At 66.9% G+C, this 25724-nt stretch carries 28 protein-coding genes and 1 pseudogene; 22 read left to right on the top strand and 7 right to left on the bottom strand.

Translation table 11 applies throughout. From position 1 onward, the window contains the following. The first annotated feature begins 334 nt into the window (after positions 1–334). From HPY83_02325 to HPY83_02360, 8 genes are read left to right on the top strand one after another with little or no spacing between them, the layout of a single operon-like run. A complete protein-coding gene (locus HPY83_02325; GenBank protein NPV06783.1) occupies positions 335–994 on the top strand; it encodes a helix-turn-helix domain-containing protein in 660 nt (219 codons plus the stop codon). A 35-nt stretch (positions 995–1029) separates the two neighbouring features. Further along, the gene (locus HPY83_02330; protein ID NPV06784.1) at positions 1030–2229 is read left to right on the top strand and encodes a TIGR04053 family radical SAM/SPASM domain-containing protein; all 1200 of its coding nucleotides are present in this window, start codon (positions 1030–1032) and stop codon (positions 2227–2229) included. Continuing rightward, a complete protein-coding gene (locus tag HPY83_02335; GenBank protein NPV06785.1) occupies positions 2226–3404 on the top strand; it encodes a radical SAM protein in 1179 nt (392 codons plus the stop codon). Before HPY83_02330 ends, HPY83_02335 begins: the two co-directional genes overlap by 4 nt. A gap of 41 nt (positions 3405–3445) precedes the next feature. Then, a complete protein-coding gene (locus HPY83_02340) occupies positions 3446–4423 on the top strand; it encodes an Lrp/AsnC family transcriptional regulator (protein NPV06786.1) in 978 nt (325 codons plus the stop codon). Then, entirely contained in the window at positions 4424–5356 is a 933-nt protein-coding gene (locus HPY83_02345) for a nitrilase (GenBank protein ID NPV06787.1), read from the top strand. Positions 5357–5379: 23 nt separating this feature from the next. Beyond that, on the top strand, positions 5380–6606 hold the full coding sequence (locus HPY83_02350; protein NPV06788.1) for an ABC transporter substrate-binding protein: 1227 nt from the start codon (positions 5380–5382) through the stop codon (positions 6604–6606). Next, on the top strand, positions 6603–7811 hold the full coding sequence (locus HPY83_02355) for an iron ABC transporter permease (protein ID NPV06789.1): 1209 nt from the start codon (positions 6603–6605) through the stop codon (positions 7809–7811). Before HPY83_02350 ends, HPY83_02355 begins: the two co-directional genes overlap by 4 nt. Then, positions 7808–8839 (top strand): ABC transporter ATP-binding protein, encoded by a 1032-nt coding sequence (locus tag HPY83_02360; protein ID NPV06790.1) that lies wholly within the window; start codon positions 7808–7810, stop codon positions 8837–8839. The genes HPY83_02355 and HPY83_02360 overlap by 4 nt, the downstream gene beginning before the upstream one ends. 20 nt (positions 8840–8859) lie before the next feature. Here HPY83_02360 and HPY83_02365 read toward each other — a convergent pair whose 3' ends face one another. From HPY83_02365 to HPY83_02395, 7 genes and pseudogenes are all read right to left on the bottom strand, one after another. Beyond that, a complete protein-coding gene (locus HPY83_02365) occupies positions 8860–11760 on the bottom strand; it encodes a PAS domain S-box protein (GenBank protein ID NPV06791.1) in 2901 nt (966 codons plus the stop codon). A gap of 165 nt (positions 11761–11925) precedes the next feature. Beyond that, positions 11926–12729 (bottom strand): ABC transporter permease subunit, encoded by an 804-nt coding sequence (locus HPY83_02370; protein NPV06792.1) that lies wholly within the window; start codon positions 12727–12729, stop codon positions 11926–11928. Next, positions 12719–13624, bottom strand: coding sequence for an ABC transporter ATP-binding protein (locus HPY83_02375; GenBank protein ID NPV06793.1), 906 nt, complete (start codon positions 13622–13624; stop codon positions 12719–12721). Before HPY83_02375 ends, HPY83_02370 begins: the two co-directional genes overlap by 11 nt. Positions 13625–13868: 244 nt before the next feature. Continuing rightward, positions 13869–14639, bottom strand: coding sequence for a hypothetical protein (locus tag HPY83_02380; GenBank protein NPV06794.1), 771 nt, complete (start codon positions 14637–14639; stop codon positions 13869–13871). Next, a complete protein-coding gene (locus HPY83_02385; protein ID NPV06795.1) occupies positions 14629–15321 on the bottom strand; it encodes a methyltransferase domain-containing protein in 693 nt (230 codons plus the stop codon). Before HPY83_02385 ends, HPY83_02380 begins: the two co-directional genes overlap by 11 nt. Before the next feature lie 57 nt (positions 15322–15378). Next, positions 15379–16770: pseudogene (locus HPY83_02390) on the bottom strand (sulfatase-like hydrolase/transferase). Positions 16771–17037: 267 nt separating this feature from the next. Beyond that, positions 17038–18183: a ketoacyl-ACP synthase III gene (locus tag HPY83_02395; protein NPV06796.1), complete on the bottom strand. Its 1146-nt coding sequence runs from the start codon at positions 18181–18183 to the stop codon at positions 17038–17040. Positions 18184–18472: 289 nt separating this feature from the next. Here HPY83_02395 and HPY83_02400 point away from each other — a divergent pair, with 289 nt between their 5' ends. From HPY83_02400 to HPY83_02465, 14 genes are all read left to right on the top strand, one after another. Then, positions 18473–19126 (top strand): GntR family transcriptional regulator, encoded by a 654-nt coding sequence (locus HPY83_02400; protein ID NPV06797.1) that lies wholly within the window; start codon positions 18473–18475, stop codon positions 19124–19126. Positions 19127–19272: 146 nt separating this feature from the next. After that, positions 19273–20367 (top strand): alcohol dehydrogenase catalytic domain-containing protein, encoded by a 1095-nt coding sequence (locus HPY83_02405; protein ID NPV06798.1) that lies wholly within the window; start codon positions 19273–19275, stop codon positions 20365–20367. 27 nt (positions 20368–20394) lie between these two features. Beyond that, a complete protein-coding gene (locus HPY83_02410; GenBank protein NPV06799.1) occupies positions 20395–20574 on the top strand; it encodes a hypothetical protein in 180 nt (59 codons plus the stop codon). 49 nt (positions 20575–20623) lie between these two features. Further along, a complete protein-coding gene (locus HPY83_02415) occupies positions 20624–21583 on the top strand; it encodes a radical SAM protein (GenBank protein NPV06800.1) in 960 nt (319 codons plus the stop codon). Positions 21584–21678: 95 nt separating this feature from the next. Then, a complete protein-coding gene (locus HPY83_02420) occupies positions 21679–21822 on the top strand; it encodes a hypothetical protein (GenBank protein NPV06801.1) in 144 nt (47 codons plus the stop codon). Positions 21823–21832: 10 nt separating this feature from the next. Then, positions 21833–22006 carry a hypothetical protein gene (locus HPY83_02425; GenBank protein NPV06802.1) on the top strand — a complete coding sequence of 58 codons (174 nt, stop codon included), beginning with the start codon at positions 21833–21835 and terminating at the stop codon, positions 22004–22006. Between the two features lie 15 nt (positions 22007–22021). Next, positions 22022–22219: a DUF4160 domain-containing protein gene (locus HPY83_02430; protein ID NPV06803.1), complete on the top strand. Its 198-nt coding sequence runs from the start codon at positions 22022–22024 to the stop codon at positions 22217–22219. A 19-nt stretch (positions 22220–22238) separates the two neighbouring features. After that, the gene (locus HPY83_02435) at positions 22239–22514 is read left to right on the top strand and encodes a DUF2442 domain-containing protein (GenBank protein ID NPV06804.1); all 276 of its coding nucleotides are present in this window, start codon (positions 22239–22241) and stop codon (positions 22512–22514) included. A gap of 71 nt (positions 22515–22585) precedes the next feature. Beyond that, entirely contained in the window at positions 22586–23779 is a 1194-nt protein-coding gene (locus HPY83_02440) for a glycine C-acetyltransferase (GenBank protein NPV06805.1), read from the top strand. Next, positions 23776–23997 carry a DUF2283 domain-containing protein gene (locus HPY83_02445; GenBank protein NPV06806.1) on the top strand — a complete coding sequence of 74 codons (222 nt, stop codon included), beginning with the start codon at positions 23776–23778 and terminating at the stop codon, positions 23995–23997. Before HPY83_02440 ends, HPY83_02445 begins: the two co-directional genes overlap by 4 nt. A 202-nt stretch (positions 23998–24199) precedes the next feature. Next, positions 24200–24712: a hypothetical protein gene (locus HPY83_02450; protein ID NPV06807.1), complete on the top strand. Its 513-nt coding sequence runs from the start codon at positions 24200–24202 to the stop codon at positions 24710–24712. A gap of 77 nt (positions 24713–24789) precedes the next feature. Next, entirely contained in the window at positions 24790–25104 is a 315-nt protein-coding gene (locus tag HPY83_02455; protein ID NPV06808.1) for a nucleotidyltransferase domain-containing protein, read from the top strand. Beyond that, positions 25101–25523 (top strand): HEPN domain-containing protein, encoded by a 423-nt coding sequence (locus tag HPY83_02460; protein NPV06809.1) that lies wholly within the window; start codon positions 25101–25103, stop codon positions 25521–25523. The genes HPY83_02455 and HPY83_02460 overlap by 4 nt, the downstream gene beginning before the upstream one ends. A 97-nt stretch (positions 25524–25620) precedes the next feature. Next, positions 25621–25724: DUF2283 domain-containing protein (locus HPY83_02465; GenBank protein ID NPV06810.1), on the top strand; the 104-nt coding region annotated here is incomplete at its 3' end.

Below are 25724 nucleotides of genomic sequence, written 5' to 3' on the forward strand. Positions count from 1 at the left end.
GCAGATGAACGGTCAGATACTAGCCGGTGCGCCGCCTGCGCGCCAACGATCGCCTCACCGGTCGTTCCTACCGCTCGCGTCCCATTCTCTCGCCTGTGGCCGACGATGCGTGTCTGCTGCCCAAGGAGGCCGCAGTCGCGGGCCGCCGTGCTGCGCGCGTCACCGCCCGGCAGGGAACGCCGGCTTTCATCGGGTGGAGGAGTACCGGTGCCGGGATGCCGGCCGTCGAAACCGGGGTCAGATAATACACCGCGACTCGAGTTTGACAGGCGCCGGGAGCCACCTGTATAGTGCGCTCCACTTAGATAAGCTTAGGAATGTGTAGAAACCGATCGTGAGCCGAGAAGAGATACCATCCACCGATTCCTGGTTCACCCTCAGTCAGGCAGCCAAGTACCTCGGCGTTCACTTCGCCACTCTGCGGCGCTGGGCCGATGCCGGTGAGGTCGCCTGCCTTCGCACCCCCGGCGGGCGTCGCCGCTTTGCCCGAAACGACCTGGACGCCTTCCTGGAAGGCAGGCGGCAGCCGGCCACATTCGGCGCCTTGGCCCCTCTGGAGACCCACGTTCTGGAGGTGACTCGGCGTGCGCTCGCCGAACAGGAGGTCCATCCCAAGAGCTGGCTGGTACGTTCCGGGCAGGAGGATCGTCAGTACTTCCGCCAATCCGGCAGGCGGCTGCTCGGTCTCGTCCTTCAGTTCAGCGCTCGGCCCGACGGAGAAAGCTTCCTCCGCGAGGGGCGTCGCCTGGGGGCCGACCATGGGGCCCACTGCAGCCGGGCGGGTCTCAGCCTCAGCGAGACGGTTCAGGCGTTCTTTCACTTCCGGCGCTCTCTGCTATCCGCCATCCACGAATCGGGCACGTTTGGCGGTCCGCCTGACGTTCACAGCCTGATGGTCTACCAGAGGGCCAGCGATTTCCTGGACGAGGTGCTGCTTTCCACCATCGAGAGCTACCAGACCCAATCGCCCGCACCCACCATTCCCCCCGCCTGACCTCCAGCGATGCCACCAGCGAGGACGGACTGACCATGCCCATCATCCGACAGCCCCACTACGACCTGACCCAGCGACCCTTCCTGGTGATCTGGGAAGCTACCCAGGCCTGCGATCTGGCCTGCCGTCACTGCCGCGCCTCATCCCAGCCTCACCGTCACCCCGAGGAGCTGACCTCCGACGAGGCTCGCCACCTGATTGACCAGGTGGAAGCATTCGGTCACCCGCGACCGTTGTTCATCATCACCGGCGGCGACCCTTTCAAGCGCGAAGACCTGTTCGACCTCTCCGCCTATGCCTCCGAGAAAGGATTGATGCCGGCCGTATCACCTTCGGGCACTCCGCTGCTGAACCGCGAGAACCTGGGGCACCTCAAGGAGTCGGGGACCAGAGTCATCTCGCTGAGCCTGGATGGCTCTACCCCCGAGTTCCACGACGACTTCCGACGGGTGCCCGGCTCGTACCAGTTGACGCTGGATGGCTGGCGAGCCGCCCAGGAACTGGGGATCAAGGTCCAGGTGAACTCCACCGTCACCGGCCACAATCTGGACGACCTACCGCGTCTGCTGGAGTTGGTGCGGGAGATGGGCGCCATGACCTGGAGCGTCTTCTTCCTCGTTCCCACCGGTCGAGGCCAGGCGGACGACATGATCTCTCCCCAGGATCACGAGGCGGTGATGAACTTCCTCTACGAGGCCTCCCACATGGTCAGCCTCAAGACCACCGAGGGTCACCACTACAAGCGAGTGGTCCTCCAGCGCCAGGCCCTCGAGGAGCGAGGACTCCCGCCTGAGGATCACCTACCACTGAACCACACCTACTACCGATTGCGGGATGGGCTGGCCCAGGTTGGCAGGGCGCCCGCAGTCCCTGCGCCGCAGGAGAGGATGCGCCGGTCGCCCCTGCACATCAACGCGGGCGACGGGTTCGTGTTCGTCTCCCACCGCGGCGAGATCTACCCCAGCGGCTACCTCCCCCTCGCAGCCGGCAGCGTCCGGGAAGCCCCTCTGGCGGAGGTCTACCGGGAGAGCCAAATCTTCCGCTCTCTACGGGACCGATCGAAGCTTGAGGGGCGCTGTGGGCGGTGCGAGTTCAACCGGGTATGCGGCGGCTCCCGCTCCCGCGCCTTTGCCTTCACCGGGAACCCTCTGGCCGAGGACCCATCCTGCATGTACGAGCCCGGCAGCTTTCCCTTCGGCCTCGAGACAACGCCAGAGACGAGGGAGGCATCGTGATCAGCATCACCAAGCTCCTCTGCGGCCGGTCGGCCCAGGGCGACGGCCTCCGCTACCGCTGGCGCACGGATGCCCACGCGAGCGGACTGGACGCAGCCCTGGCGCGCAAGCCCATCGTGGTGTGGAACTCCACCAAGGCCTGCAACCTGCGCTGCATCCACTGCTACTACACCGCCCACCCCCAGGCCGACCCCGACGAGCTCACCACGGCCGAGGCCCGGGCCATGATTGACGACCTGGCTGCGTTCGGCGCTCCGGTGCTGCTCTTCTCTGGCGGCGAACCCCTGCTGCGCCCCGACCTGTACGAGCTGGGGGCATATGCGGTGAAGCGAGGGCTGCGCGCCGTCATCTCCACCAACGGTACCCTCATCGGAAGCGATGAGGCCGGCCGCATTGGCAAGGCCGGTTTCTCCTACGTGGGCATCTCGCTAGACGGCGTCGGGGAGACCAACGACCGCTTCCGGGGGGCCGTCGGCGCCTTCGAGGCCGCCCTGCGCGGGTTCCGCGCCTGCCAGACAGCGGGCGTGCGCACTGGCCTTCGCCTCACCCTCAACCGGCACAATGTGCGCGACCTCTCCTCCATCCTGGACCTGCTGGAGAAAGAGCGAATCCCCCGTGCCTGCTTCTACCACCTGGTCTACGCCGGCAGGGGTAGGCGCATGCAGGAAGATGACCTCACCTTGAGCCAGACCCGCGAAGCGGTGGACGTGCTGTTCGACCGGGCCCTGGAGTGGCAACAGCGCGGGGTGGACATCGAGCTTCTCACGGTGGACAACCACGCCGACGGCCCCTACCTACTGCAGCGGGTGCAGCGCCACCAGCCGGAGCGCTACCAGGAGGTGTTGGAGCTACTACGAGCTAGCGGCGGCAACGCCTCCGGCATCGGCATCGCCGCAGTGGACCACCGAGGCGAGGTGCATGCAGACCAGTTCTGGCAACATCATTCCTTCGGCAACGTGCGCGAGCGGCCCTTCGGCCAGATCTGGACCGACCTGAGCGACCCGCTGATGGCCGGGCTCAAGCACCGCAAACCCTTACTCATCGGGCGCTGCGCCGGTTGCCGCTACCTCGATATCTGCAATGGTAACTTCCGCGTCCGGGCCGAGGCCGTGCATGGTGATGTGTGGGCCCCCGACCCCGCGTGCTACCTTACCGATGAGGAGATCGGGCTGTAGTGCCTTCGAACTCGGTTGCAGGTTGTGTCGGCGGGCAGGCCATGGATGATACCGATCGCCGGCTGCTGGACGCGCTGCAAGGCGAGCTGCCCCTGGTGCCTCGGCTCTACCACGCCGTGGGCGAGCAGGTGAGGTTGGCCGAGGAAGACGTGCTCGAGAAGGTGGCACGGCTCAAAGAGGCAGGCATCATCCGCCAGATCGGGCCCATCTTCGATTCCCGTCGGCTGGGCTACCGCAGCACCCTCTGCGCCTTCCGCGTCGAGCCCGATCGTCTGGACCAGGTGGCCCGCCGCATCAGCGCCCATCCGGGCGTCAGTCACAACTACTCCCGCGAGCACGAGTACAACCTCTGGTTCACCCTCACCCTGCCCCTCCAGTGCGACGCGGCAGCGGAGATCTCTCGGCTGGCGAGCCAGCCGGGCGTGACCGACTACCTCGACCTGCCCGCCCTGCAGGTGTTCAAGATCGGAGTCCGGTTCAGCCTGACCAGCGAAGGCGACGAGGGAGATGGACGGGCGACCAGTGCTCCGGAAGAGCAGCGACCTCTCACCGACTTCGAGCGCCGGCTGGTGCGAGAAGCCCAAGACGACCTGCCGGTGGTTCCCAGGCCGTTCTTGCCCGCCGCTACCCGGCTGGGGGTTACCGAGGAGGAACTGCTGCACGCCCTGGAGCACCTTCGGGAACAACGGATCATGCGCCGGTTCTCCGCCGTGCTCAGGCATCGGCGGGCCGGCTTCACCGCCAACGGCATGGGCTGCTGGGCCATACCCGAGGAACGCATCGAGGAGGCGGGGCGAGCCGCCTCCAGCTTCAGAGAGGTGAGCCACTGCTACCACCGCCCCGCCCACCCGCCTTGGTGGCCCTACACCCTCTTCACCATGCTCCACGGGCGGGAGAGAGCCGAGGTGGCCGCCGCCGCAGAGCGGTTGCGCCAGGCCATAGCCCCGGACGACTACGCATTGCTCTTCAGCGACAAGGAGTACAAGAAAGAGCGAGTACGCTACTTCCAGGAGACGTAGGTGCGAGACCTGACCGTGGCCGCAGTCAACTTCAGGGCCGAGCCGGGCGCCATAGACGACAACCTCAGCCGAACGGAGGCGTGGGTGGCGAGGCTGGCTGACCGGGGGGTGGAGATGGTGTGCTTCCCGGAGATGTCCCTCTGCGGGTACGATCACTCGCCCCGAGCGCGCTCCTTCGCCCAGCCCGTGCCCGGGCCCATCACCGAACGGTTGGAGACGTTGGCGGCCCGGCAAGGCGCGGTAGTGCTTGCCGGCCTGGCCGAGACCGACGCCGCCGGCCGCCTTTTCATCAGCCAGGTGATAGTGGGACCCGAGGGGCTGATCGGTACCTACCGCAAGGCCCACCTGGGCCCCTTCGAGCGGGAGACGTTCTCCGCCGGCGATGAGGTGCCGGTGTTCGCGACGGACGTCTGCACCTTCGGCGTGCAGCTCTGCTACGACACCCACTTCCCCGAGATGAGTTCCATCCAGGGTTTGGCGGGAGCAGAAGTGCTCTTCTTCCCGTTCGCCTCGCCCCACGGCGACCCCCAGACCCGGCGGGAGCGGATCATGCGCTACCTGCCTGCCCGAGCCTACGACAACGCCTGCTACGTGGTCACATGCAACCTGACCGGCCAGAGCGCGGCTGGGAGCCGGAGGTCGTTCCCCGGTACTGCCCTCATAGTCAGCCCCAAGGGAGAGCTCATGAACGAGCAGGTGGGATGGGAGGAAGGAGCGGCAGTGGCGACTCTCTCCGCCGCCGAGCTACGGCGCATCGGGGGCACGAGGATGGGTCACTTCCACGATCACCGCCGGCCCGAGCTCTACGGCGCCCTTTGCCGGCCCACCGCCGAGCAACACCCGTCGCCCGGCGGCGAGAGGAAAGCGATTCCGGAGTCTGAGGCCGGCGCCTCCACGTCGTTGCCTGACTCCACAAAGGAGATAGTCGAGTGAAGCAGCCCACCGATCAAGCCAGAGTGTTAGCCTACCTGTTGTCTCTTGTGGCCATCGCCGCCCTCCTGGCAGCCTGCAGCGGCGTCACTCCTGCTGCCGGAGGCGCCGGGCCCGCCGTCGTGTCAGAGCCCATCTCTGCCCCCGGCACCGCAGCCGACGAATGCTCAGATGAGTTCGATCCGGATCGTGATTACTTCCCGAACAAGGCGAGCATCGAGTACGCCCAGAACTTCACCGTGGAGTACCACAACCACTACAAGGTGGTCACCATAGTGGAGCCCTGGCGGGACGCCGGGCAGGGGCTGCAGTACGTGTTGGTGCAGTGCGGGACGCCGCCCCCCGACGGCTACCCAGACGCCACCATCATCGAGGTGCCGGTCAGGACCGCGATCTCCATGTCCACTACGCACCTGGGCTACCTGGAGAAGCTGAGCCTCCTGGACCGCCTAATCGGCCTGGGGGACGGCAAGTACGTCAACACCGAAGGGGTTCGCCAGCGCCTCGACGAAGGTGAGTTGCCCGAAGTGGGCGATGGGGCCGAGGTCAATGTGGAAGCCGTGCTGGAGCTGAATCCGGACGTGGTGATAGCTCTGGGAGTAGGCAACGCCAGTAAGGACAGTCACCCCATGCTCCTGGACGCGGGCGTGAAGGTGGTCATGTTCTCCGACTTCATGGAGAGCAGCCCTCTGGGCCGAGCCGAGTGGCTGAAGTTCATGGCCCTGCTCTTCAACCGCGAGGCGGAGGCGGAAGCGGCGTTCGCCGAGATCGCCGCCCGCTACCAGGAGGTGGCGGCCGTGGCGGCAGACGTGACCGACAGGCCCACCGTCTTCATGGGCTACGACATCAGAGGCACGTGGTACATGCCCGGGGGCGACAGCTACGCTGCCCGGTACCTGGCCGATGCCGGTGCCGATTACCTCTGGGCCAACGACGGCGGCACCAGCCGCATACCGCTGGACTTCGAAAGCGTCTACGAACGAGCTCACGACGCCGAATACTGGCTGAACCTCAGCCAGTTCTACACCAGTCTGGCCGACGTCCTGGCCGCCGACGAGCGCTACGGAGACTTCGCCGCCTTCCAGAACCACCGGGTCTACAACAACAACGCCCGCCTGAATCAGAACGGCGGCAATGACTACAATGAGAGCGGCCTGGTGAACCCAGACATTATCCTGGCCGACATCATCAAGATCCTGCACCCCGAACTCATGCCCGACCACGAGTTGGTCTACTACCGACACCTGCAATGACACCGGCATCGCGAGTTGACGGTGCACGCAGTAGTTCGGGCCCCAGCCCGACGCTGGCTCAGCCTGTGCCGGGCGGAACCGATTGGCGCCGGGCGGCCGGGGCAGGACCGCACGTGACGGCCGGCTCGGAGGGTTCCGCGTTGGCAGTCAGAGCCTGGCCCCGGCTGGGGCTGAGCCGGCTGGCCTTCCTGGCCCTGGCCGCGCTGCTGCTCATCGCCTTCCTCCTTAGCCTGGCCCTGGGCTCGGTCAGCATACCCATCCCCGACGTGATCACCGTGCTCGCTGGCGGCGAGCCGGCCCGGGCTTCGTGGACCAACATCGTGCTGCGCTTCCGCCTGCCCAAGGCCATCACCGCAGTGCTGGCCGGCGCCGCCCTGGCGGTGAGCGGCCTGCAGATGCAGACCATCTTCCGCAACCCCCTGGCCGGCCCTTTCGTCCTGGGGATCAACTCGGGCGCCAGCCTGGGCGTGGCTCTGGTCGTCCTGGCCGCGGGGACCGCCAGCGCTTCGGTGCTGCTCCCCGGGATCGGCCTCGCCGGGAACGTGGCTCTGATAGCCGCCTCCAGCGCTGGGTCGGCCCTGGTGATGGCGGTGGTGCTGGTAGTAGCCAGGCGGGTGAATGCCATCACTCTGCTCATCCTCGGGCTTATGATCGGCTACGCTACCAGCTCCGCGGTGAGCGTCCTGCTCTACTTCAGCGTGGCCGAGAGGGTCCAGGCCTACATAGCCTGGACCTTCGGCAGCTTCGGCGGGGTCACCTGGAGCCAGATGGTCATCCTGGCTCCCGCGATTCTTCTGGCCCTGGCGGTGGCGCAGCTTTCGGCCAAAGCCCTCAACGCCCTGCTCTTAGGGGAGGACTACGCCCGCAGTATGGGGCTGGACGTGCGGCGGGCCCGCTACGTTATCATAGGTAGCACAGCCGTCCTCGCCGGGGCGGTGACTGCCTTCTGCGGCCCCATCGCCTTCCTGGGCGTGGCCGTGCCCCACCTGTGCCGCAGCCTCCTCTCTACCTCCGATCACCGTGCCCTGGTGCCGGCCTGCACCCTGATGGGCGCCTCTCTGGCTCTGATGGCCGACCTGGTGGCCCACCTGCCCGGCACCCAGGCTACCCTGCCGCTCAACGCCGTGACCCCGCTGATCGGCGGCCCGATCGTCGTCTGGGTCATACTCAATCGCCAGAACCTTAGGAACACGTTTGCCGCATGAACGATACCATTCTGGACACTCGAGACCTCGAGATCGGGTACAGGCACAAGGGGCGCCGGACTGCCGTGGCCAGCGGTATCTCCGTATCGCTACGCGCCGGAGACCTGGTGTGTCTCATTGGCCCCAACGGTGTAGGCAAGTCCACCCTCATCCGAACCATCGCCGGCATGCAGCCTCCGCTTGCCGGCCGGGTCACCCTGGGCGGTGTCGAGCTGCACCGCTTAAGGGCAGCGGAGCTGGCGCGCCAACTGAGCGTCGTGCTCACCGATCGGGTCAACGTGGGCGTCCTCTCGGCCTACGCGCTGGTCGCCCTGGGACGCCACCCCTACACCGACTGGTCCGGCAGACTCACCGCTCGAGATGAGGAGGTGGTCCGCTGGGCCATCGAGAAAGTGGGCGCTGCGCCCCTGGCCCATCGCAGCGTGGGCGAGTTGAGCGACGGAGAGAGACAGAAGGTCATGATCGCCCGAGCCCTGGCTCAAGAGCCGCGCCTGCTGGTCCTGGACGAACCGACCGCGTACCTGGACTTGCCCCGGCGGGTAGAGGTAATGCACCTGCTGAAGGGCCTGGCCCGCTCGGGCGAGCGGGCTATCCTCCTGTCCACCCACGACCTCGACCTGGCTCTGCGCACTGCGGATCGCATCTGGCTCATGTCGCCCGACGGGCTCCTGGCCGAGGGTGCGCCGGAGGACCTGGTGCTCACCGGGGCATTCGAGAGGGCCTTCCGCAGCGAAGGAGTGGAGTTCGACCCCGCCACCGGCTCCTTCGCCATCGGCGCCCCGGCGGCAGGCGAGGTTGCCCTCGAGGGCGATGGTCTGGTGGCGACCTGGACCCGGAGGGCTCTGGAGCGCGAAGGCTTTCGGGTGAGCGACAACGGCCACTCAGCCGAGGCGAGAGTAGAGGTCCGGTCGGAGGGCCCGGAGCTCATCTGGCTCACCAGGGTCGGCGCCCAGTGCCAGGAGCATCGCTCGGTACACGACGTGCTCGCCTGCCTCAAAGCGAGGCAAGCGCTCGACCGAGAGGAGTGATCTCCTCCTCTGCCTGCTTCCTACGCTGCGTGGGCGGGGGCGCTCCCCAGGACTCGCCGCAGCACCCCGTCCAGGTCGCCCACCCGATAGGGCTTGGCGATGACGCCGCTGAACCCGTAGGCGGCGCTCTCCGACATCACCGGATCGTTGGAGTAGCCACTGGAAGCGATGATGCGCACCTGTGGATCGGCGCTGTGTAGCGCTCGGGCTGCCTCCTTTCCGCCCATGCCTCCAGGCACCGTAAGGTCCATGATGACGGCGTCGAAGCCTTTCCCGCGGCCGCGCGCCTCGAGGTAGGCTCGGATAGCCGCTTCGCCCTCGGGCACCACCTCGGCCTCGTAGCCCAGCCGCTCCAGCGTCTTCTTCACTACCCTCCGCACGCTCTCCTCGTCATCCATCACCAAAACCCGGCCCTTCGGCCGCTGATCCGGAGGAGGAGGCGGAGCCGGCTTCTGAGCTCGTTCTGCGTACGGCAGGGCAGGCAGGAACACCTGGAAGGTGCTGCCACGCCCGACCTCGGACTCCACGGCGATGTGCCCATTGTGCCGCCGGACGATGGAGTACGACGTGGCCAGCCCCAGCCCGCTCCCGCTCTCCTTGGTGGAGAAGTACGGGTCGAACACCTGATCCAACCTGTCGGGAGCGATGCCCACACCGTGGTCCTGTACCACCACCTTCACGTAGTCGCCCGGAGCCAGGGGCAGGTCCTCCCCGTCCAGGTGTACGTTCTCCGCCGACACCTTGATGAACCCACCCCCAGGCATGGCCTCCACGGCGTTGATGACCAGGTTGTTCACCACCTGGCTTATCTGGCCTCGGTCAATCTCGACGGGCCACAGGTCCTCGGGGATGTCGAAGTGGCAGCGCACCGGGGAACCACGCAAGGCGAACCCGGTAGATTCCCGCAGCAACTCCACCAGGGAGGCGGTCTCTTTGATAGGCGCCCCGCCCTTGGCAAAGGTAAGCAACTGCTGCGTAAGGTCGCGGGCACGGTAGGTGGCCTTCTCCGCCTCGGCCAGGCTCTCCTTCGCCTCCTCGTCCGCCTCCAGGGACATGCCCGCCAGGGCCAGGTTGCCGCCGATAGCCGTCAGCAGATTGTTGAAGTCGTGGGCGATCCCGCCGGCCAACAGCCCTATTGCCTCCAGCTTGCTGGCCCGCTGTAGCTCCCTCTCCAGCCGGTGCTTCTCGGTCACGTCCCTGAAGACCAGGACTGCCCCCACAGTGGCGCCTTCGGCGTCCTGGATGGGAGCGGCACTGTGCTCCACCAGAAGCTCCGTCCCGGTGCGGGTCAATAAAGTGGTGTGGTTGCTGAAGTCCGTCCTCTTGCCTTCAGCTAGCACCCGGCTGACCGGATGCGGCATCGGCTGGCGGTCCTCCGGATCCAGGATATCGAACACCTTCGTGATCGGCTGGCCTCGGGCCTCCTTCTCCGTCCAGCCCGTCAGGTCCTCCGCCACTTTGCTCAGGAGAGTGACCCGGCCCTGAGCGTCGGTGGCAATCACGCCATCGGCGATGGAGCGAAGCGTCACCGCCAGGCGCTCGCGCTCGGCGGCCAGAGTGGCCTGGGCCCGCATCCGTTCGGTTATGTCTTCCCCAATGCTGGCCGTGCCTATCGGCCGCCCCTCGTCGTCGTTGAGCACAGTGATGTTCCAGGAGATCATGCGCCGAGAGCCATCCCGCAGAAGCAGCTCATTGGTGTCGTGGCTGTTGGCCCGGCCCGAGGTCAGGTTGCTGGCGAATCGGCGTCGGAGCTTCTCGCGGTTCTCTGGAGGCACGAACACCTCGAACCAGTCTTGCCCGATGACAGCCTCCCGGTTCCACCCGGACAGCTGGAGCAGGAAGTCATTGCAGAAGGTGATGCGCCCGCGTCCGTCTAGCATGGCGGAGATGAGGTGCACGCTCTCCAGCATGTCCCGCAGACGACGCTCGGACTGCCGCACCGACTCCTCCGCTCTCTTACGCTCGGTGACGTCACGCACTGCCACTACCACGACCGGGCGCCCGCGGTATAGCTGCCTGCGGGCCACCACCTCGGCCTCGAAGGTGCCCTCATCCCCCCGGGCCGAGGTCGTCTCCAGCCGCAACAGAGCGTCCCAGGGGATGCAGTGCGGCCAGCAGTCGGCAGGGACGTCCACCAGCTCCCACACCCGCCTGCCCACCAGTTCCTGAGAGGGCAATCCGAACGTCCAGGCGGAGGCCGGGTTGGCCTCGATGACGGTGCCCTCCTCGGTCACGATGAGAACGCCCTCCAGAGAGGCCTCGAAGAGCCCGCGGAATCGGCTCTCACTCTCCTTGAGGGCCTCCTTCACTTTCTCATAGTAGGCCACCAGTATGCCCAGGCCGACGCACGTGTACAGCAGGGCGGAGAGGAACAAGCCTCCGGCGGCGGCCCGCACCGAATGGCCCCAGAACGGCCCCACCAGTATCTGGGCCGCGAAGCCGATTAGGCCGATGGCGGGAGCTCGCCGAGTGGCAACGTCGAGGTCGGGGGCGCGTAAGTAGAGGAAGGCCGTGCGCAGAGCCATACCGGCGGCAAACACGGCGGGCACCAGGACCGCCACCGGCGAAGGGTACACGACATAGAGCACCACGGCAGCGGCCAGGTACAGGAGCGAGATGTATAGCCAAGCTCGGGGCGGAGAACGACGCAGGAAGCTGTAGCTGGCCCAGCAGAACAGGAGCGTTCCGCATATGTTGGCCAGCGCATCCCCGAACAGAGCCAGGGTAGCAGCCCGTGGATGGGCCACCGCCACGCCTACCAGCAGGTGTCGAGCGCTGAAGACCAGGACGCTGAGAGCCCAGAACCCCAGGTATACCTTGCGATCCCGCCGGTATATGTACAGGCAAGAGAGCCCGAGAACGAGGGCTAGCAGGCCAGAGGCCGCGATGGTTCCGACCAGAGAATGCGCGGGCCAGTACATTATCGGACACCCCGCTGCGTTGGAATTCGAGCCAATCCCGCAGGGTGTATCGTCCATCACGCCTGTGAACTTTAGGCCTAGCTTCCTTCACGGACCGAACGACGACCCGGGCCGCCTGGCTGCGGCCCGAGTCAGATCATGGGTCGCAAGAGGGCAGCTGCCCTGTCACACGGCCAGGTCCCGGCCTCGAAAGGCGAACAGGCCCGCCAGCAGACACGCGGCGCTGAACCCTACCAGCACAGCCACGTGGACCGGATCCAGGCCGTTCACCAGGGGGTCGGCTCCGCTGTAGTAGTAGAGCAACGACAGCGCCCGATACGGTTTCAGGACGTCCACGGCGGGGGCGAAGGAGTTCATGAGGTAGGAGAACAGCGCCACTGCAGCGGCCACTCCGCCGGCCGTGCCTCGCCTGCCCCAGGCGGCGCCGGCTGCCAGGGCCAGGACACCGAAGGCGATCCCCAGCAGCGCCAAACTGACGCAGATCGAGGCGACGGCGAGGTAGCCGATGCTCATGCCCACGGGCACAGCGCCCAGCACTATCGCGGCCCAGGTCGCCAGGGAGAGAACCACTACCCCCAGAGCCAGGTTGGCTGCCTTCTCCAGGAGCACCCGGCTGCGGCTGACCGGGTTGGCCAGCAAAAGGTCGAGAGTGCCCCGCTCCTCTTCGCCCGCTATGGCCCCGCTGCCGGCGATGATGGCGTACACCAGGATGAAGATAGGCATGATGAGGGCGAAAAGGTACGAGGTGAGGAAGCCGGCAGGCGAGGTTATGTCTTCGATCTCCCCGATGAAGGCCGCCCGAAAGGCCTCGGGCAAGACCTCCAGATACTGGTTGAGCAGCTCGGCGTTCTGCTGCAGCGTGGGGTAGAATAGCATGATGAAGAGGACGTAAGCCACCACGCCTACCAGCCACCACAGAAGGCTACGGCCCTGATCGCGCACGTTCTTGAGGAACACGCTACGCAACATCGTCCATGCCTCCACCGTAGTAGGCCAGGAAGATCTGCTCCAGGCTGGGCTCGTGGCTGACGATGTTGACCACCTCGAACTGGGCCGCCTTCTTCACCAGCCCATCCAGGCTGCCCACCACCGAGCACTGCAGCACCCCATCGTCCACCCGGACGTCCCGCACCCCCTGCACGTCCTCAAACGCTTGGGCCGGCACGGGCTGGGCGAAATGGATCTCCAACTGGCGGAAGGCACGCCGCTTGAGGGCCTCTATCTCCTCCACCGCCACCAAGCGCCCCAGTCGGATGACGCCCACCCGGTCGCACACGCGCTCGACCTCGGGCAGGTTGTGGGAGGACAAGAAGATGGTCCTGCCCTCCGCCTTTACCTCGCTCACCAGGCGGTAGAACTCCTGCTGCACCAGCGGGTCCAGCCCATTGGTGGGCTCGTCCAGCAGGAGCAGCTCCGGCCGGTGCATCAGGGCCTGGACCAGCCCCACCTTGCGCTTGTTCCCCTGAGAAAGGGAGGATATGCGCTGCCTGAGCCCCAGGTCCAGACGGGCAGCCAGCTCTCGGACATAACCCCACTCCACCCCGCCCCGCAGATGGGCGAAGTGCCGCAGGAGCTCCCCGGCGGTCAGGTTGTCGTAGAGAGCCAGCTCGCCGGGTAGATAGCCCACGCGCCGCCTGATCTCCACGCTGTCCCGCTGCGAGTCCAGCCCGAACACCTGAGCCACACCCTCGGTGGGGCGGATGAAGTCCATCAGGACGCGGATGGTGGTGGTCTTGCCGGCTCCGTTAGGACCCAGGAAGCCGAAGACCTCACCCGGACGCACCTCGAAGCTGAGCTCGAGCACTCCTCGGTTCTTGCCGTAGTACTTGGTGAGGCTGTCGGTTCTTATCACTGCCTGGCTCATCGTCGGCTCCCACAGAGGCGCGGGTACGCGGCACCGCGCCGATCACTGCGGAACGGGTCCGCGACGAGTCGCGGACGCGCGCTTACACCCTCACGGATGGGCTGTGGCGAGTGTATAGGCTGCCCCGCGCTAGAGCAATGCCGGATTCGTACCAGGATGGCAGCAGGGCGGACAGGCCGAGCGCAGAACCGAGCCACCTGCCGCAGACCTCGGGCCAGGCTCCACCGCCGGGCGGGCCTGGCGTCTAGGCCCCGCCGAGCTCCACGTCGGCCAGCTCCAGGTAGGCGTCCTCAGGGGTAGCGAGGCTACCGAAGCTGAGGCGGCCGCTGGCAGGGAGCGAGGCGTACTGGTTGTCCAGCCACAGCACCAGCCCGAGCGGTCCTGTCGGCGACACTGGCGTCTCAAAGACGGTCGTCTCGTCCACACTGAACGACGCTCGCTCGGGGAGCCATAGCAGCTCGTACGTGTGCCAGAGCGTGGGATCAATGCGGACGATGGCGGCATCCTCTTCGATCAGAGACCGCGCCAGGCGTCGGAGAAGTCGGGCGGCGGCCGGGAGCAGCAGGCCCGCCGCCAGGGGCGCTGCCAGGAGGAGCAGAGCTGTCGGCACCGGTCGGGAGGCGAATGCAGCCGCCAGGAAGCCCCGGGCCGGGTGGGTATCGCGGAAGGCGAGGTGATTGGGCGGGGAAGCGTGGAAGAACCAGACGGCGTCCGGCAACGTGGGCAGCCTCCGGCCGGAGCCCCGCACGGTCAGGCTGAACCCAAAGGGATCGTTCCAGAAGCCGAAACCCCAGGTCCCCCTTAGGTCGGGCGCAGAGGCCCGAGCGCGCAGGGACAGACGCAGAGGCGGACGGTGGGGGAAGGCTCGACGGGAACGGCGGCCGGCGTAATCGTCTAGCTGCGCCAGCCGGTACACCCGCTCCTCTCCCTGGGGAATTAGGAGCCGCCAGCGACCCGGGCCAGGCGACGTCACTTCTCCTCCCTCGGCCACGTAGAGGTCCAGATCAGGAACCATCCATCTTCTCCAGCAGGAATACGGGCACCGTGGCGCCGCCCGCCCGATGCCTGACGACGCGACAGACGAAGCCGGCCGCTCGGGCCCGCTCGTCCAGGCGCTGGAGGAGCCTATCGGCCGAGCCGGGGGCGGCGAGCCAGGGGAGACGGGCTAGAAGAGGTGACTTCACCTCCACCAACAGGCCGCCTATCACCAGGCGGGGCCGGTCGGGCCGGCCCTCCGACGGAGGCTGGAGGACGCGAGCGACCTCGGCCAGGACGGTCGGCTGCAGGACGTAGCCGCTGGGGAAGGTGGAAACGGCCGAATCGAAGAGGCCATCGGCGAAGGGCATGGCAGCGGCGTCGGCGCGCACCCGGGCCACCTGAAGGCCGGCGCGGCGCAGGCGTCGGGCGGCCGCGCGTTGCATCTGGGCCGACCGTTCCAGCCCCACAGGCATCAGTCCCCGACGGGCCATCTCCACCAGCAGTGCCCCGGTCCCGAACCCCAGCTCCAGCACTCGTGGTCCCCGCACGTGCTCCAGAGCCAGGTTGCGCCAGCTATTCCAGCGCCCCAGGCTAACCAGCGCGCTCACCGCGTCGTAGGCCCAAGCGAACTCGTGGTACAGCCTCTCGGTGGCCCACAAGTAGGCTCTCACCCACCGGGAATAGCGCCTCCCACCGGGAGTCACATCATCTGGGGCCACAGAGGCTCTCCGGCCGCAAGCCCGCACTCGCGGCGACGCGCGGCGAAGGCACCAGCGTCATCGGCCCGTCGGCCCGGTGGGCACGCCGGTAGTGCCGGAGTGGCTTCCCGGCCGGTTGCGCCAGCGCTCTTCGACGCCCGCCCGCCAGGTTTCCGCCGTCGCCCGCAACTCCGCCGTCAGCTCTGGGAGCTCATCCTTCAGGTTCCGGCGCTCGCCCGGGTCGGCGTTGAGGTCAGAAAGGTGGACAGGCTCCGCCGGCGGCTCCCCTTCCACCAGTTGCCCGTTCAGCACCAGCTTGTAGGGCCCGCGCCGTATGGCCGTCTGACGCCCCATCTCCCACAACAGATCGCGATCCGGAAGAGGCTCGCCCTGGACGAGCAACGGCATGAGGTCAAGGCCATCCACTTGGTAGCTGGACGGCTGGCCTCCGGCGGCGCGGAGGAGGGTAGGGAAGAGGTCCATGCTCGCTACGGGTTCGTCGAGCGTGCGGCCGCCGGGGAGCCGTGCCGGCCAGCTCATGAGCGCGGGCATGCGGATGCCGCCCTCGAAGAGGCTGAATTTATGGCCGCGAAACATGCCTGCGCTTCCCCCATAGTAGGGGTCCTGGGTGCCGTCGAGCCAATTGCGCGTCTCCCGGGAGGGGCCGTTGTCGGAAGTGAAGAAGATGCAGGTGTCATCCAAGATGCCCTGGCGCTCCAGTTCCGCCGTCACCTCTCCTACGCCGTCATCAACAGCGCTGATCATCGCCGCCATGATCCGCCTGTCCCAGGGCAGGTGGGGGAAGCGGTCCAGGTACCTCTGGGGGGCATGCATGGGGTAGTGAGGGGCGTTGTAGGGCAGGTAGAGGAAGAAGGGCCGGCCACTCGCCGCCATTCGGCGGATGTAGGCCACCGCCCGCTCGGTGATCAGGTCGGTCAGGTAGCATCCGTCGCACCACACTTCGCGGCCGTTCTCCCAAAGGTCGTGCAACGGGTTGGTGCCCCCGGCCATGCCCCAGTAGAAGATGTGGGATTAGTAGTCCACGCAGCCGGCCAGGAAGCCGAACCACTCCTCGAAGCCATGGTCCTGCGGGCGGCTGCCCTGTGCCAGTCCCAGGTGCCACTTGCCGAACATGGCGGCATGGTACCCCAGCGGCCGCAGGGCCGTGGCCAGGGTGGGCACCTGTGGGGGCAGGCCGGTGGCGGTGCGGTGGCCCGCCAGAATGGCTCGCACTCCGGCATTGCCCGGGTAACGCCCGGTGAGGAGCGCGGCCCGGGAGGGAGAGCACACGGGCGAGTTGGAGTACCAACTGGTTAAGCGCACCCCGGAGGCCGCCACCCGATCCAGATGGGGGGTGCGGAAGTCCGTAGCCCCCATGCAGGACAGGTCGCCGTATCCCTGGTCGTCGGTCAGGATGACCACGAAGTTGGGGAGCCTAGATGATGCTGCCAAAGCCTGCCTCCCTAGCATGTCTACCTCATGGGCCGATCCGCCGTTCCCCACCACCCCCGTAGGGGCGAACCTCGTGTTCGCCCGTGGCCCCCCGACCGGTGGGCCGGGCGGATACAGGACCGGGCGAATACAAGATTCGCCCCGACAGCAGGGATGACAGGTGTGCGGCGCCATGGCCGCGATTCGCCCGACCTAGATGCACCGCGTCGAGGCAGGACAACCACGGTGCTGACGGGGGGCGGCACACGACGGACCAATCGCCGGGCGGAGGAGCAGCGGGGCCGATCAGACTCCGCCACCGCCGCGGTAGTAGCCGTTCATCCAGCTCAATGCCAGGGATCGGAGCCGACGCCACAGCCGCCGCCAGAGAGAGCGGATCTCGGCCAACCGGTAGAGGGCACGGTAGTAGTAGATGCGCCCGCGGCCGGGAGGCGCGGTGGGTATCCGGCTCCAGCGCACGGCGGCGGCACCCCAGGTCAGCCCGGCCCCGAACCCCACCAGCACCAGCAGGTCACCTTCGTGCACGCGACCGTCCTCGATGGCGCGGCACAGGGCGATCGGGATGGAGGCGGCGGACGTATTGCCGCACCACTCCACCGTCTCCACCACCTGGTGGCGCTCAAGCCCCAGGGCGCGTGCCGCCATGTCGGTGATGCGCCCGTTGGCCTGGTGGGGAATGAGCAGCGAGATGTCCCCCACCTCCAGGCCCACCCGTCGCAGCACTTCCCGGGTGGACCTCTCCAGCGCCTTCACGGCGAAACGGTAGACCTCCCGACCTTCCATGCGTAGGTAGTGCAGCCGATCCGCCACCGTATTCTCGCAGGCGGGCAGGCGGGCCCCACCGGCGGGCACGTAGAGGAGCTCGGCCCCCGAACCGTCTGAGCCCAAGTAGGTACCCAGGATGCCGCCTGGGTTCTCGGCAGCCTGAAGGACCACCGCCCCAGCACCGTCTCCGAAAAGCACACAGGTGGCCCTATCCTCCCAGTCCACGAAGCGGGAAAGAGCTTCGGCGCCGATGACCAGGGCCAGGCGGGCGTTTCCGGCCCGGATGGCCTGCTCCGCCTGGGCCAGAGCGTAGACGAAGCCCGTGCACCCGGCGCTAATGTCGAAGGCGGCGGCGTTCCGGGCCCCGATGGCGTCTTGCACCAGGCAGGCCGTGGCGGGGAAGACGTACTCGGGCGATATGGTGGCGACAATGATGAGATCCACCCGGCTGGGCTCGACGGCCGCCACCTGTAACGCCCGTCGGGCCGCCTCGATGGCCATGGTGCCCGTGCTCTCACCGGGAGCAGCAACACGCCGCTCCCGGATGCCCGTGCGCGCGGCTATCCACTCGTCGCTGGTGTCCAGGGTGGACTCGAGCTCCGCATTGGTCAGGACCTTTTCCGGCAGGTAGGAGCCCCAGCCCACGATATGGGCGGTCACTGGCATAACTGGCTTCCAGTCACTGGTGGTGGAAAGAGGCGGGCAGCTGAGCCCACGAGGCCAGCGCCATCCCCGGCGCGGCCGCTGCCACGTAGATCACAACACGCCGGGCGAGCATTAGTTGCTGCTGCGATCGCCCGGACTCTCGATCCCGAACCCGAACTGACAGCCACCGGGCGCCGCCCCTGCCGCGACCGCCGCCCGCTCTCAGCACGCGGCAGCCGTGTTGCCAGCGAACCGCAGGCAGTGTAAGCTAGCGTGTGATGTATCACCGGTATATCAGGGGGCCCGCCGGATGAGCGCACGCAGGGACGACGCCTATCTGGCTCTCAAGCGAGAGATCATGTCTGGGGCCTGGCCGCCCGGGACGCAGCTTCACCCTGCCAGCCTGGCGGAGCGCCTGGGCATGAGCCGCACCCCGGTGAGGGACGCCCTCAACGCCCTGCAGCAGGAAGGCCTGGTGGAGATCCTCCCCCGCCGGGGTTACTTCGTCAGTCGCATCACCGTGCGCGACGTGGAAGAGGTGTTCGACCTGCGGCTGATCCTGGAAGCCGCCACCGCGAAGCGGGCGGCGACCAGGATCGCCCCGGATGAGATCGAGCGGTTGGCCTGCCTCTCCCGGCGCTACGTTGCCGGAGACGTGGAGAGCTACAAGGCCTACCTAGAGGAGAACCGTGAGTTCCACCTGGCGGTGGCGGCGGCCACCGGCAACCGGCTGCTGGAAGAGGCCCTGGCCCGGGTGCTGGACCACATGCAGCGCTTCCTCATCCTTCGCCTCGACCTGAGCCAGGACGCAGACGACATGCTGGCCGAGCATCACCTCCTGCTGGATGCCTTCCGCGCCCGGGACCCGGAGCGTGCCGCCGAGGCCATGCGCCTGGCCATCGAACACGCTCGCGACGCAGTGCTGGAGTCCATCTTCCGCCACGGAAAGGACTGGACGGTTTGAGACGCGGAGACAGGGAGAGGGGGAGACACGGAGACGCGGAGAGGGGGTGATGTGCGCAAGGAACGGTCTCCGCGTCTCCGCGTCTCCCCCTCTCCCCCTCTCCCTGTCTCCGTGTCTCCGTGTCTAATCTGAGCAGAGGTGGAGCCATGAAAGCATTGGTGAAGGCTGAGCCTGGGCCCGGGCTGGCGATGCAGGAAGTGGCGCAGCCGCAAGTGGGGTCGCATGACGTGCTGGTCAAGGTGCGGGCTTGCTCCATCTGCGGCACTGACCTGCACCTCTACCAGTGGGACCGGGCCGGCAGCGACCGGCTGCGCCCTCCGATGATCATCGGGCACGAGTTCTGTGGCTACGCCGTCCGCTGTGGCCCCGGCGTCACCTCGATCAGGGAGGGGGACTTCGTCAGCGCCGATAGCCACCTACCTGACTGGAGTTGCTCCGTCTGCCGCAACGGGCTGCCTCACCTCTGTGCCAACCTGCACATCCTGGGCGTGGACCGCCCGGGCGCCTTCGCCGAGTATGTGTCCCTCCCCGAGACCTCCCTCTGGGTCAACGATCCCGGCCTGGACCCGGCCCTGGCCAGCATCCAAGACCCAATGGGCAACGCAGTCCATGCCACGCTGGTGGAGCCGGTTGCCGGTCGCTCGGTGGTCATCTTCGGCGACGGCCCCACTGGGCTGGGCGCGGTGGCTGTGGCCAGAGCCGCCGGGGCGGCCGTCATCGTGCACGTGGGCCTGTCCGACTTCCTGCTCGACATCGGGCGGCGGCTGGGCGCCACCGAGAGCATCCATGCCAAGCGCCAGGACCCTGTGGCGGAGGTGCGCCGGCTTTGCGGCGGTGAGGGCGCCGACGTAGTGCTGGAGATGAGCGGCAGTCCGGCCGCCGTCCGGCAGGGGTTGGAGTGCCTGCGCCCCGGAGGCCGCTTCAGCGCCTTCGGTCTGACCAACGGCCCCGTCGAGCTGGACCTGACGAACCAGGTGATCTTCAAGGGGGCCCGCATTCTGGGCATCACCGGGCGGGTGATGTGGGAGACGTGGTACCAGATGGCGGGGCTACTGCGGTCCGGGCGGCTGGACTTCGGCCCCATAGTGACCCACAGGCTGCCCTTCGAGCAGTGGCAGCACGCTTTCGATCTCCTGTTGGCCCCCGATCGGCGGGCGGCTAAGATAGTGCTGTTCATGGACGAGGACGATCAGGCGATAGGCAGGCGGGGCACGCGTGCGACCGATCTTCGGACGGGATGAGGACAAGGGGAGACAGAATCTCACGAAATGCTAGACGAAGATAACTTCAGTGAGGGCGCGCGGGGCAAGCACACTGATCGCTGTGCCGAAGGAAGCAATCTGGTCTTGCTGGCTCCGGACGTAGTGAAGGTCTTCCCCCACTCCCGTTCGGTCAACGGGGCCACGCGCCTGCTCATCGAGGCCGCTGGGCAGGCCAGGCAGACCTGACCCGTCCCCGCCAGGCACCGGTAGGGCGTTCGCCAAGGAGGGGTTCCCGATGCAGAGCAGTCTGGTCTACGGCCCCGTACCATCCAGGCGTCTCGGTCGCAGCCTGGGGGTGAACAACATACCGCCCAAGGTCTGTACTTACGCCTGCGTATACTGCCAGCTGGGCGGCTCCAACGCCGCCGCCCCGCGGCGGTCCCCCTTCTACCGGCCCGCCGACATCGCCGAAGCCGCAGCGGAGCGGCTGGCGGAGGCGCGGGAGCGCGGGGAGGCAGCGGACTACGTCACCCTGGTTCCCGACGGCGAGCCCACCCTGGACGTCAACCTGGGACAGGTGATAGCCGCGCTCACCGATTTGGGGTCTCCGGTGGCCGTCATCTCCAACGCCAGCCTGATCTGGCAGCCCGAAGTGCGGGAGGCGCTCTGCCAGGCCGATTGGGTGTCGCTCAAGGCCGATGCGGCCGACGAGCCCACCTGGCAGCGGGTGAATCGGCCGCATGCCGACCTGCAGCTGGAACGGGTCCAGGAGGGGATGCTTGCCTTCCGCCGACAGTTCCGGGGGACCCTGGCCACCGAGACCATGCTGGTGAGCGGGGTAAACGATGCTGAGGCCCAGGTACAGGATGTGGCCGCCTTTCTGGAGGAGTTGGAGCCTGACATCAGCTACATCTCCATTCCCACGAGGCCTCCCGCGCTCGGCTGGGTAAACGCCGCCCCGGAGGAGTCGCTGCACTACGCCTATCAGGCCTTCACCGAGCGGGGCCTGAGGACCGAGCTCCTCATCGGCTACGAGGGCGACGCCTTCGCCGCCAGCGGCGACGCCGAGGCCGACCTGCTTAGCGTCACCGCCGTGCATCCCATGCGCGAGGAGGCGGTGGCCGAGTTGCTGCGACGAGACGGCGCCGGGTGGGAGGTGCTCGAGGGGCTGATCCGGGAGAGGAAGCTAGTCGGCCTGGACTACGGGGGGCACCGGTTCTACATGCGCAGGCTGCCGGGGCGACGGGAGCCCTGAGGCGGCGGCGAAGGCACGCAGGTGCGGAGCGAAGCTACTGCGAGGGCCTAGCGCCTGCTGTCCCCGAGGATCGGGTCGCCACGGGAATGGTGACAATGCCTGAACTGATCTGGCACGGCAAGTACGAGACGGATGGCAAGCGCAACGGCCCCCTGCGCGTGGCCCTGCCCTTCCAGACAGTGGGGACGGTGAACGGGGCGGAGTCGGACCCACTGCCTGATCGAGACCAAGCGCCATGAGGACGTGGACGTGGCCCACAAAGACCGGGCCGCTGCCCTCTGGTGCGAGAACGCTACCAGGCTGACGGGCACCAATTGGGTATACTTCAGGGCGAATCAGCCGCAGTACCAGGCCCTGCGGCCCAATGCACTTGCCGAATGGCTGGCAGTGGCGGGTGCTGCTGGAAGCGAACCAGAGGCTTAGGCTCAGCCGAGAGGTATGCCAACTGTGCTCAGGAGCGGCCCGTACCGCCCCCTCTTCGTCAGCCATGACTCGGACGAGCCGCCGCACGTGCACGTTGACCGAGATGATCAGTCCACCAAGTTCTGGCTCAGTCCGGTAGCCCTGGCTCGCAACCTCGGACTCAGCCCGAGAGAACTGCGCCTCGTCGAACGGATGATCGTGGAGCACCAATAGAGACTGCTGGAGGCATAGCATGACTACTTCAGACGTCAGGCCCGGTGAGCGCGTGCGGGATGTGCACCTCGATGAGGATACCTTGAGCGTAGACCTTGCCGACGGGCGCGCTATAGCAGTGCCCCTGGCGTGGTATCCCCGCCTGCTGCGCACCACTCCCGAACAGCGCGCTAACTGGCAGATAGCCGGGGGCGGCTACGGCATCCACTGGCCTGACATCGACGAGGACTTGAGCACAGAGGGCCTGCTGCGGGGCGCACCCGCCCCCTGTGGCACCGAGCTAGCCAGGGGGTGATCTCCCGGTAGCGGCCGGTATCCGACTGCTGACTTGAGCATAGCATCCGGTTTCACCCGGGGAGGCGACGTATGCAAGACCGGTTGGCCTGGATCACCGACGAACTGCACTCCCTGCGCCAGCAGGGCCTCTACATACACATCCGCACCATCGAGTCGGCCCAGGGGGCCTGGCTCACCGTGGACGGCAAGCGCGTCCTCAACTTCTGCTCCAACAACTACCTGGGCCTGGCCAACCACCCCCGCCTGCGCCAGGCGGCCAAGGACGCCGTGGACGCCTTCGGCGTCGGCCCCGCGGCCGTGCGCACCATCGCTGGCACCATGAGCCTCCACCTCGACCTCGAGCGGCGGCTGGCCCAGTTCAAGGGCGTGGAGGACGCCGTCTTCCTCCAGTCCGGATACAACGCCAACCTGGCCGCCATCACCACCCTGGTGGGGCGCGAGGACGTCATCTTCTCCGACGAGCTCAACCACGCCAGCATCATAGACGGCTGCCGCCTCTCCCGCGCCGAGATCGTCCGCTACGCCCACTGCGACCCCGACGACCTGCGGGCCAAGGTGGGGGAGGTGATGGCGCGGTCAGCACGTCCGCGCCGGGGCTTGGTCATCACCGACGGCGTCTTCAGCATGGACGGCGACATCGCTCCCCTGCCCGACCTGGTGCCCATCGCCGAGGAGCACGGCCTCATGTTCATGGTGGACGACGCCCACGGCGAGGGGGTCCTGGGCCGAGCTGGACGGGGCATCGTGGACCACTTCGGGCTCCATGGCCGGGTGGACGTCGAGGTGGGCACGTTGAGCAAGGCCATCGGCGTGGTGGGCGGGGTGGTGGCGGGAAGCCGCGTCGTCGTCGAGTACCTGCGCCAGCGCGGCCGTCCCTTCCTCTTCTCCAGCGCCGTCACCGTGCCCGACACGGCCGCCTGCCTGGCGGCGGTAGAGATGCTGGAGAGCTCCGAGGGTCTGGTGCAGAAGCTGTGGCATAACACCGCCTACCTGAAGGAGGGGCTGAGGGGGCTCGGGTTCGACACTGGCGCCAGCCAGACGCCCATCGTCCCCGTCATGCTGGGCGAGGCACCCCTGGCCCAGGAGTTCTCTCGGCGGTTGTTCGAGGAGGGGGTGTTCGCCATGGCCATCGGCTACCCCACCGTGCCCCAGGGCAAGGCCCGCATCCGCGTGATGAACTCCGCGTCGCACAGCCGGGAAGACCTGGACTTCGGGCTGCGGGCGTTCGAGAAGGTGGGGCGGGGGCTGGGGGTGGTGGGGTGAGGATCACGTTCGACAGTGAAGTAGATGCCCTGTACATTGGCTTCGTCGAGACAACTGCAGCCACAGTGCCTGTGGCCGCGGGCATCGCCGCGAACTACGCCGCGGACGGGCGAATCGCCGGTATAGAGACTTCCGATGCGCGCCAGCGCTTCGGCGACCCGGGCGTGTTCCGGCGTGCAGTGCTGGAAGACGTGGCCCTGGAGAGGCCGGCCCTCTAGCAGGAAGACGCCGCCGCGGTAAGTGGTCCGCACCGCATGCCGATGGCAGTGCCATTGGGTGTAGGCCCGTGAGGCCCCGCAAGGGCGGTTGACTTGCGGAGGAACGAGGTGGTGAAGGTGATGCCACTCCGTCAAGGAGGCACGAGTTGTGGACAGAAACGAAGTCAACGCGGCGTTTGAGATCCTCCTTGAGGAAATCGAGATGGTCACCAACGCTATCAATGAGGCTGGCGCACAGGCCATAGCCGGAGGGCAGTATGAGAAGGCTCAGGAGTGCATTGACACCGGTAAGCGGCTGGAGCAGTTCCATGCCAAGGTGAAGGAGCTCCAAGCCGAATGGTCTCGCCTGTTTGCAGCTCGCGTACCGCGAGCAAGGCGGGGAGCGAGGCGCCGTGTAACCGCAAGGCTGCCACGCGGACTTCGGACCCCTGAACATGCCTTTCGCCGCCCCATTCTGCAAGCGCTTACCGAATGCGGAGGAAGCGCGCCCATGCAGGAAGTGCTGGAACTGGTTGAGAAGAGAATGGAAGCGATTCTGAGTCCGCACGACCGTGAGCCTCTGCCGTCTGATCCGAAAGCTGTGCGCTGGCGGAACACCGCCCAGTGGTGTCGGGCTCAGCTTGTCAGGGAAGGGCTGATGCGGCCCGATTCGCCCAGGGGGATCTGGCAGATATCTGATAGCGGTGTAAGGGTGCTTTCCTCCGGCCAGGTCTAGAGCCGTGCCCCTCGGCCTGCACAACCACTCTCTTGATTGGCTGCTGGGCTCGGCGAGGCACGCAAGAGGAAAACGTGATGGACGCGGGACTGGAACGAGTGCTGCGTGAGTTGAGAAGGCGGTTGCAGGAGGCTCTGGGACCTTCGGTGCGGATAACCCTCTTCGGCTCCTATGCTCGCGGCGAGGCCACCGAGGGCTCCGATGTGGATGTGCTGGCCGTAGTGCCTAGGCTGGACAAGCACACGATGGACACCATCCTGAGCATCGCCTGGGAGGTGGGCTTCGAGGCTGGCCTGGTCTTCTCGCTAATCCCGGTGGCTGAGGACGAACTGGGCCCGCTCTCGGAGTCTCCTTTCATGCGGTCTGTCGAACGGGAAGGTATCCCACTGTGAGGCGGGAGCAGAGAGCACTCATCCGATACCGGCTGGATATGGCCTGGGCCACACTGAATGACGCCCGAGTCCTGCTTGATCAGGGCGGAAGCTTCTGGAGTGTGGTCAACCGCGCCTATTACGCCATCTTCTACGCTGCCCTCGCCCTGTTGATCACGATTGGGAAAGCCGCTGCCAAGCACAGCGGTGTCATCGCCCTTTTCGATCAGCACTTCGTGAAGACCGGGCACTTCCCCCGGGAGATGAGCCAGTGGCTGCACAAGGCATTCGACCTGCGGCAGATCGCTGACTACCGCGAGTTAGTCTCGCTCACCGAAGAGCAGGTGCTGGAGGTCATGCAGTGGGCGGAGGCGTTCGTGCAAGAGGTAGAGCAGTTCCTGTCCGCTGAGCTCGCCGAGGGAGAAGCCGACGCTGGCTGACGATCCCTCACCGATCTCTCCCTGGAGAGGCCCGTCAGAAGAGGACCTACGGCGTAGCTGCGCTTGAGAAGGTGGGGCGGGGACTGGGGGTGGTGGGGTGAGGATCACGTTCGACAGTGAAGTGGATGCCCTGTACATTGGTTTCATCGAGACCACCGTAACCGCAGTGCCTGTGGCCGAGGACATCGCCGTGGACTACGC

The sequence above is a fragment of the Anaerolineae bacterium genome (assembly GCA_013178015.1).
GTDB lineage: Bacteria > Chloroflexota > Anaerolineae > DRVO01 > DRVO01 > Ch71.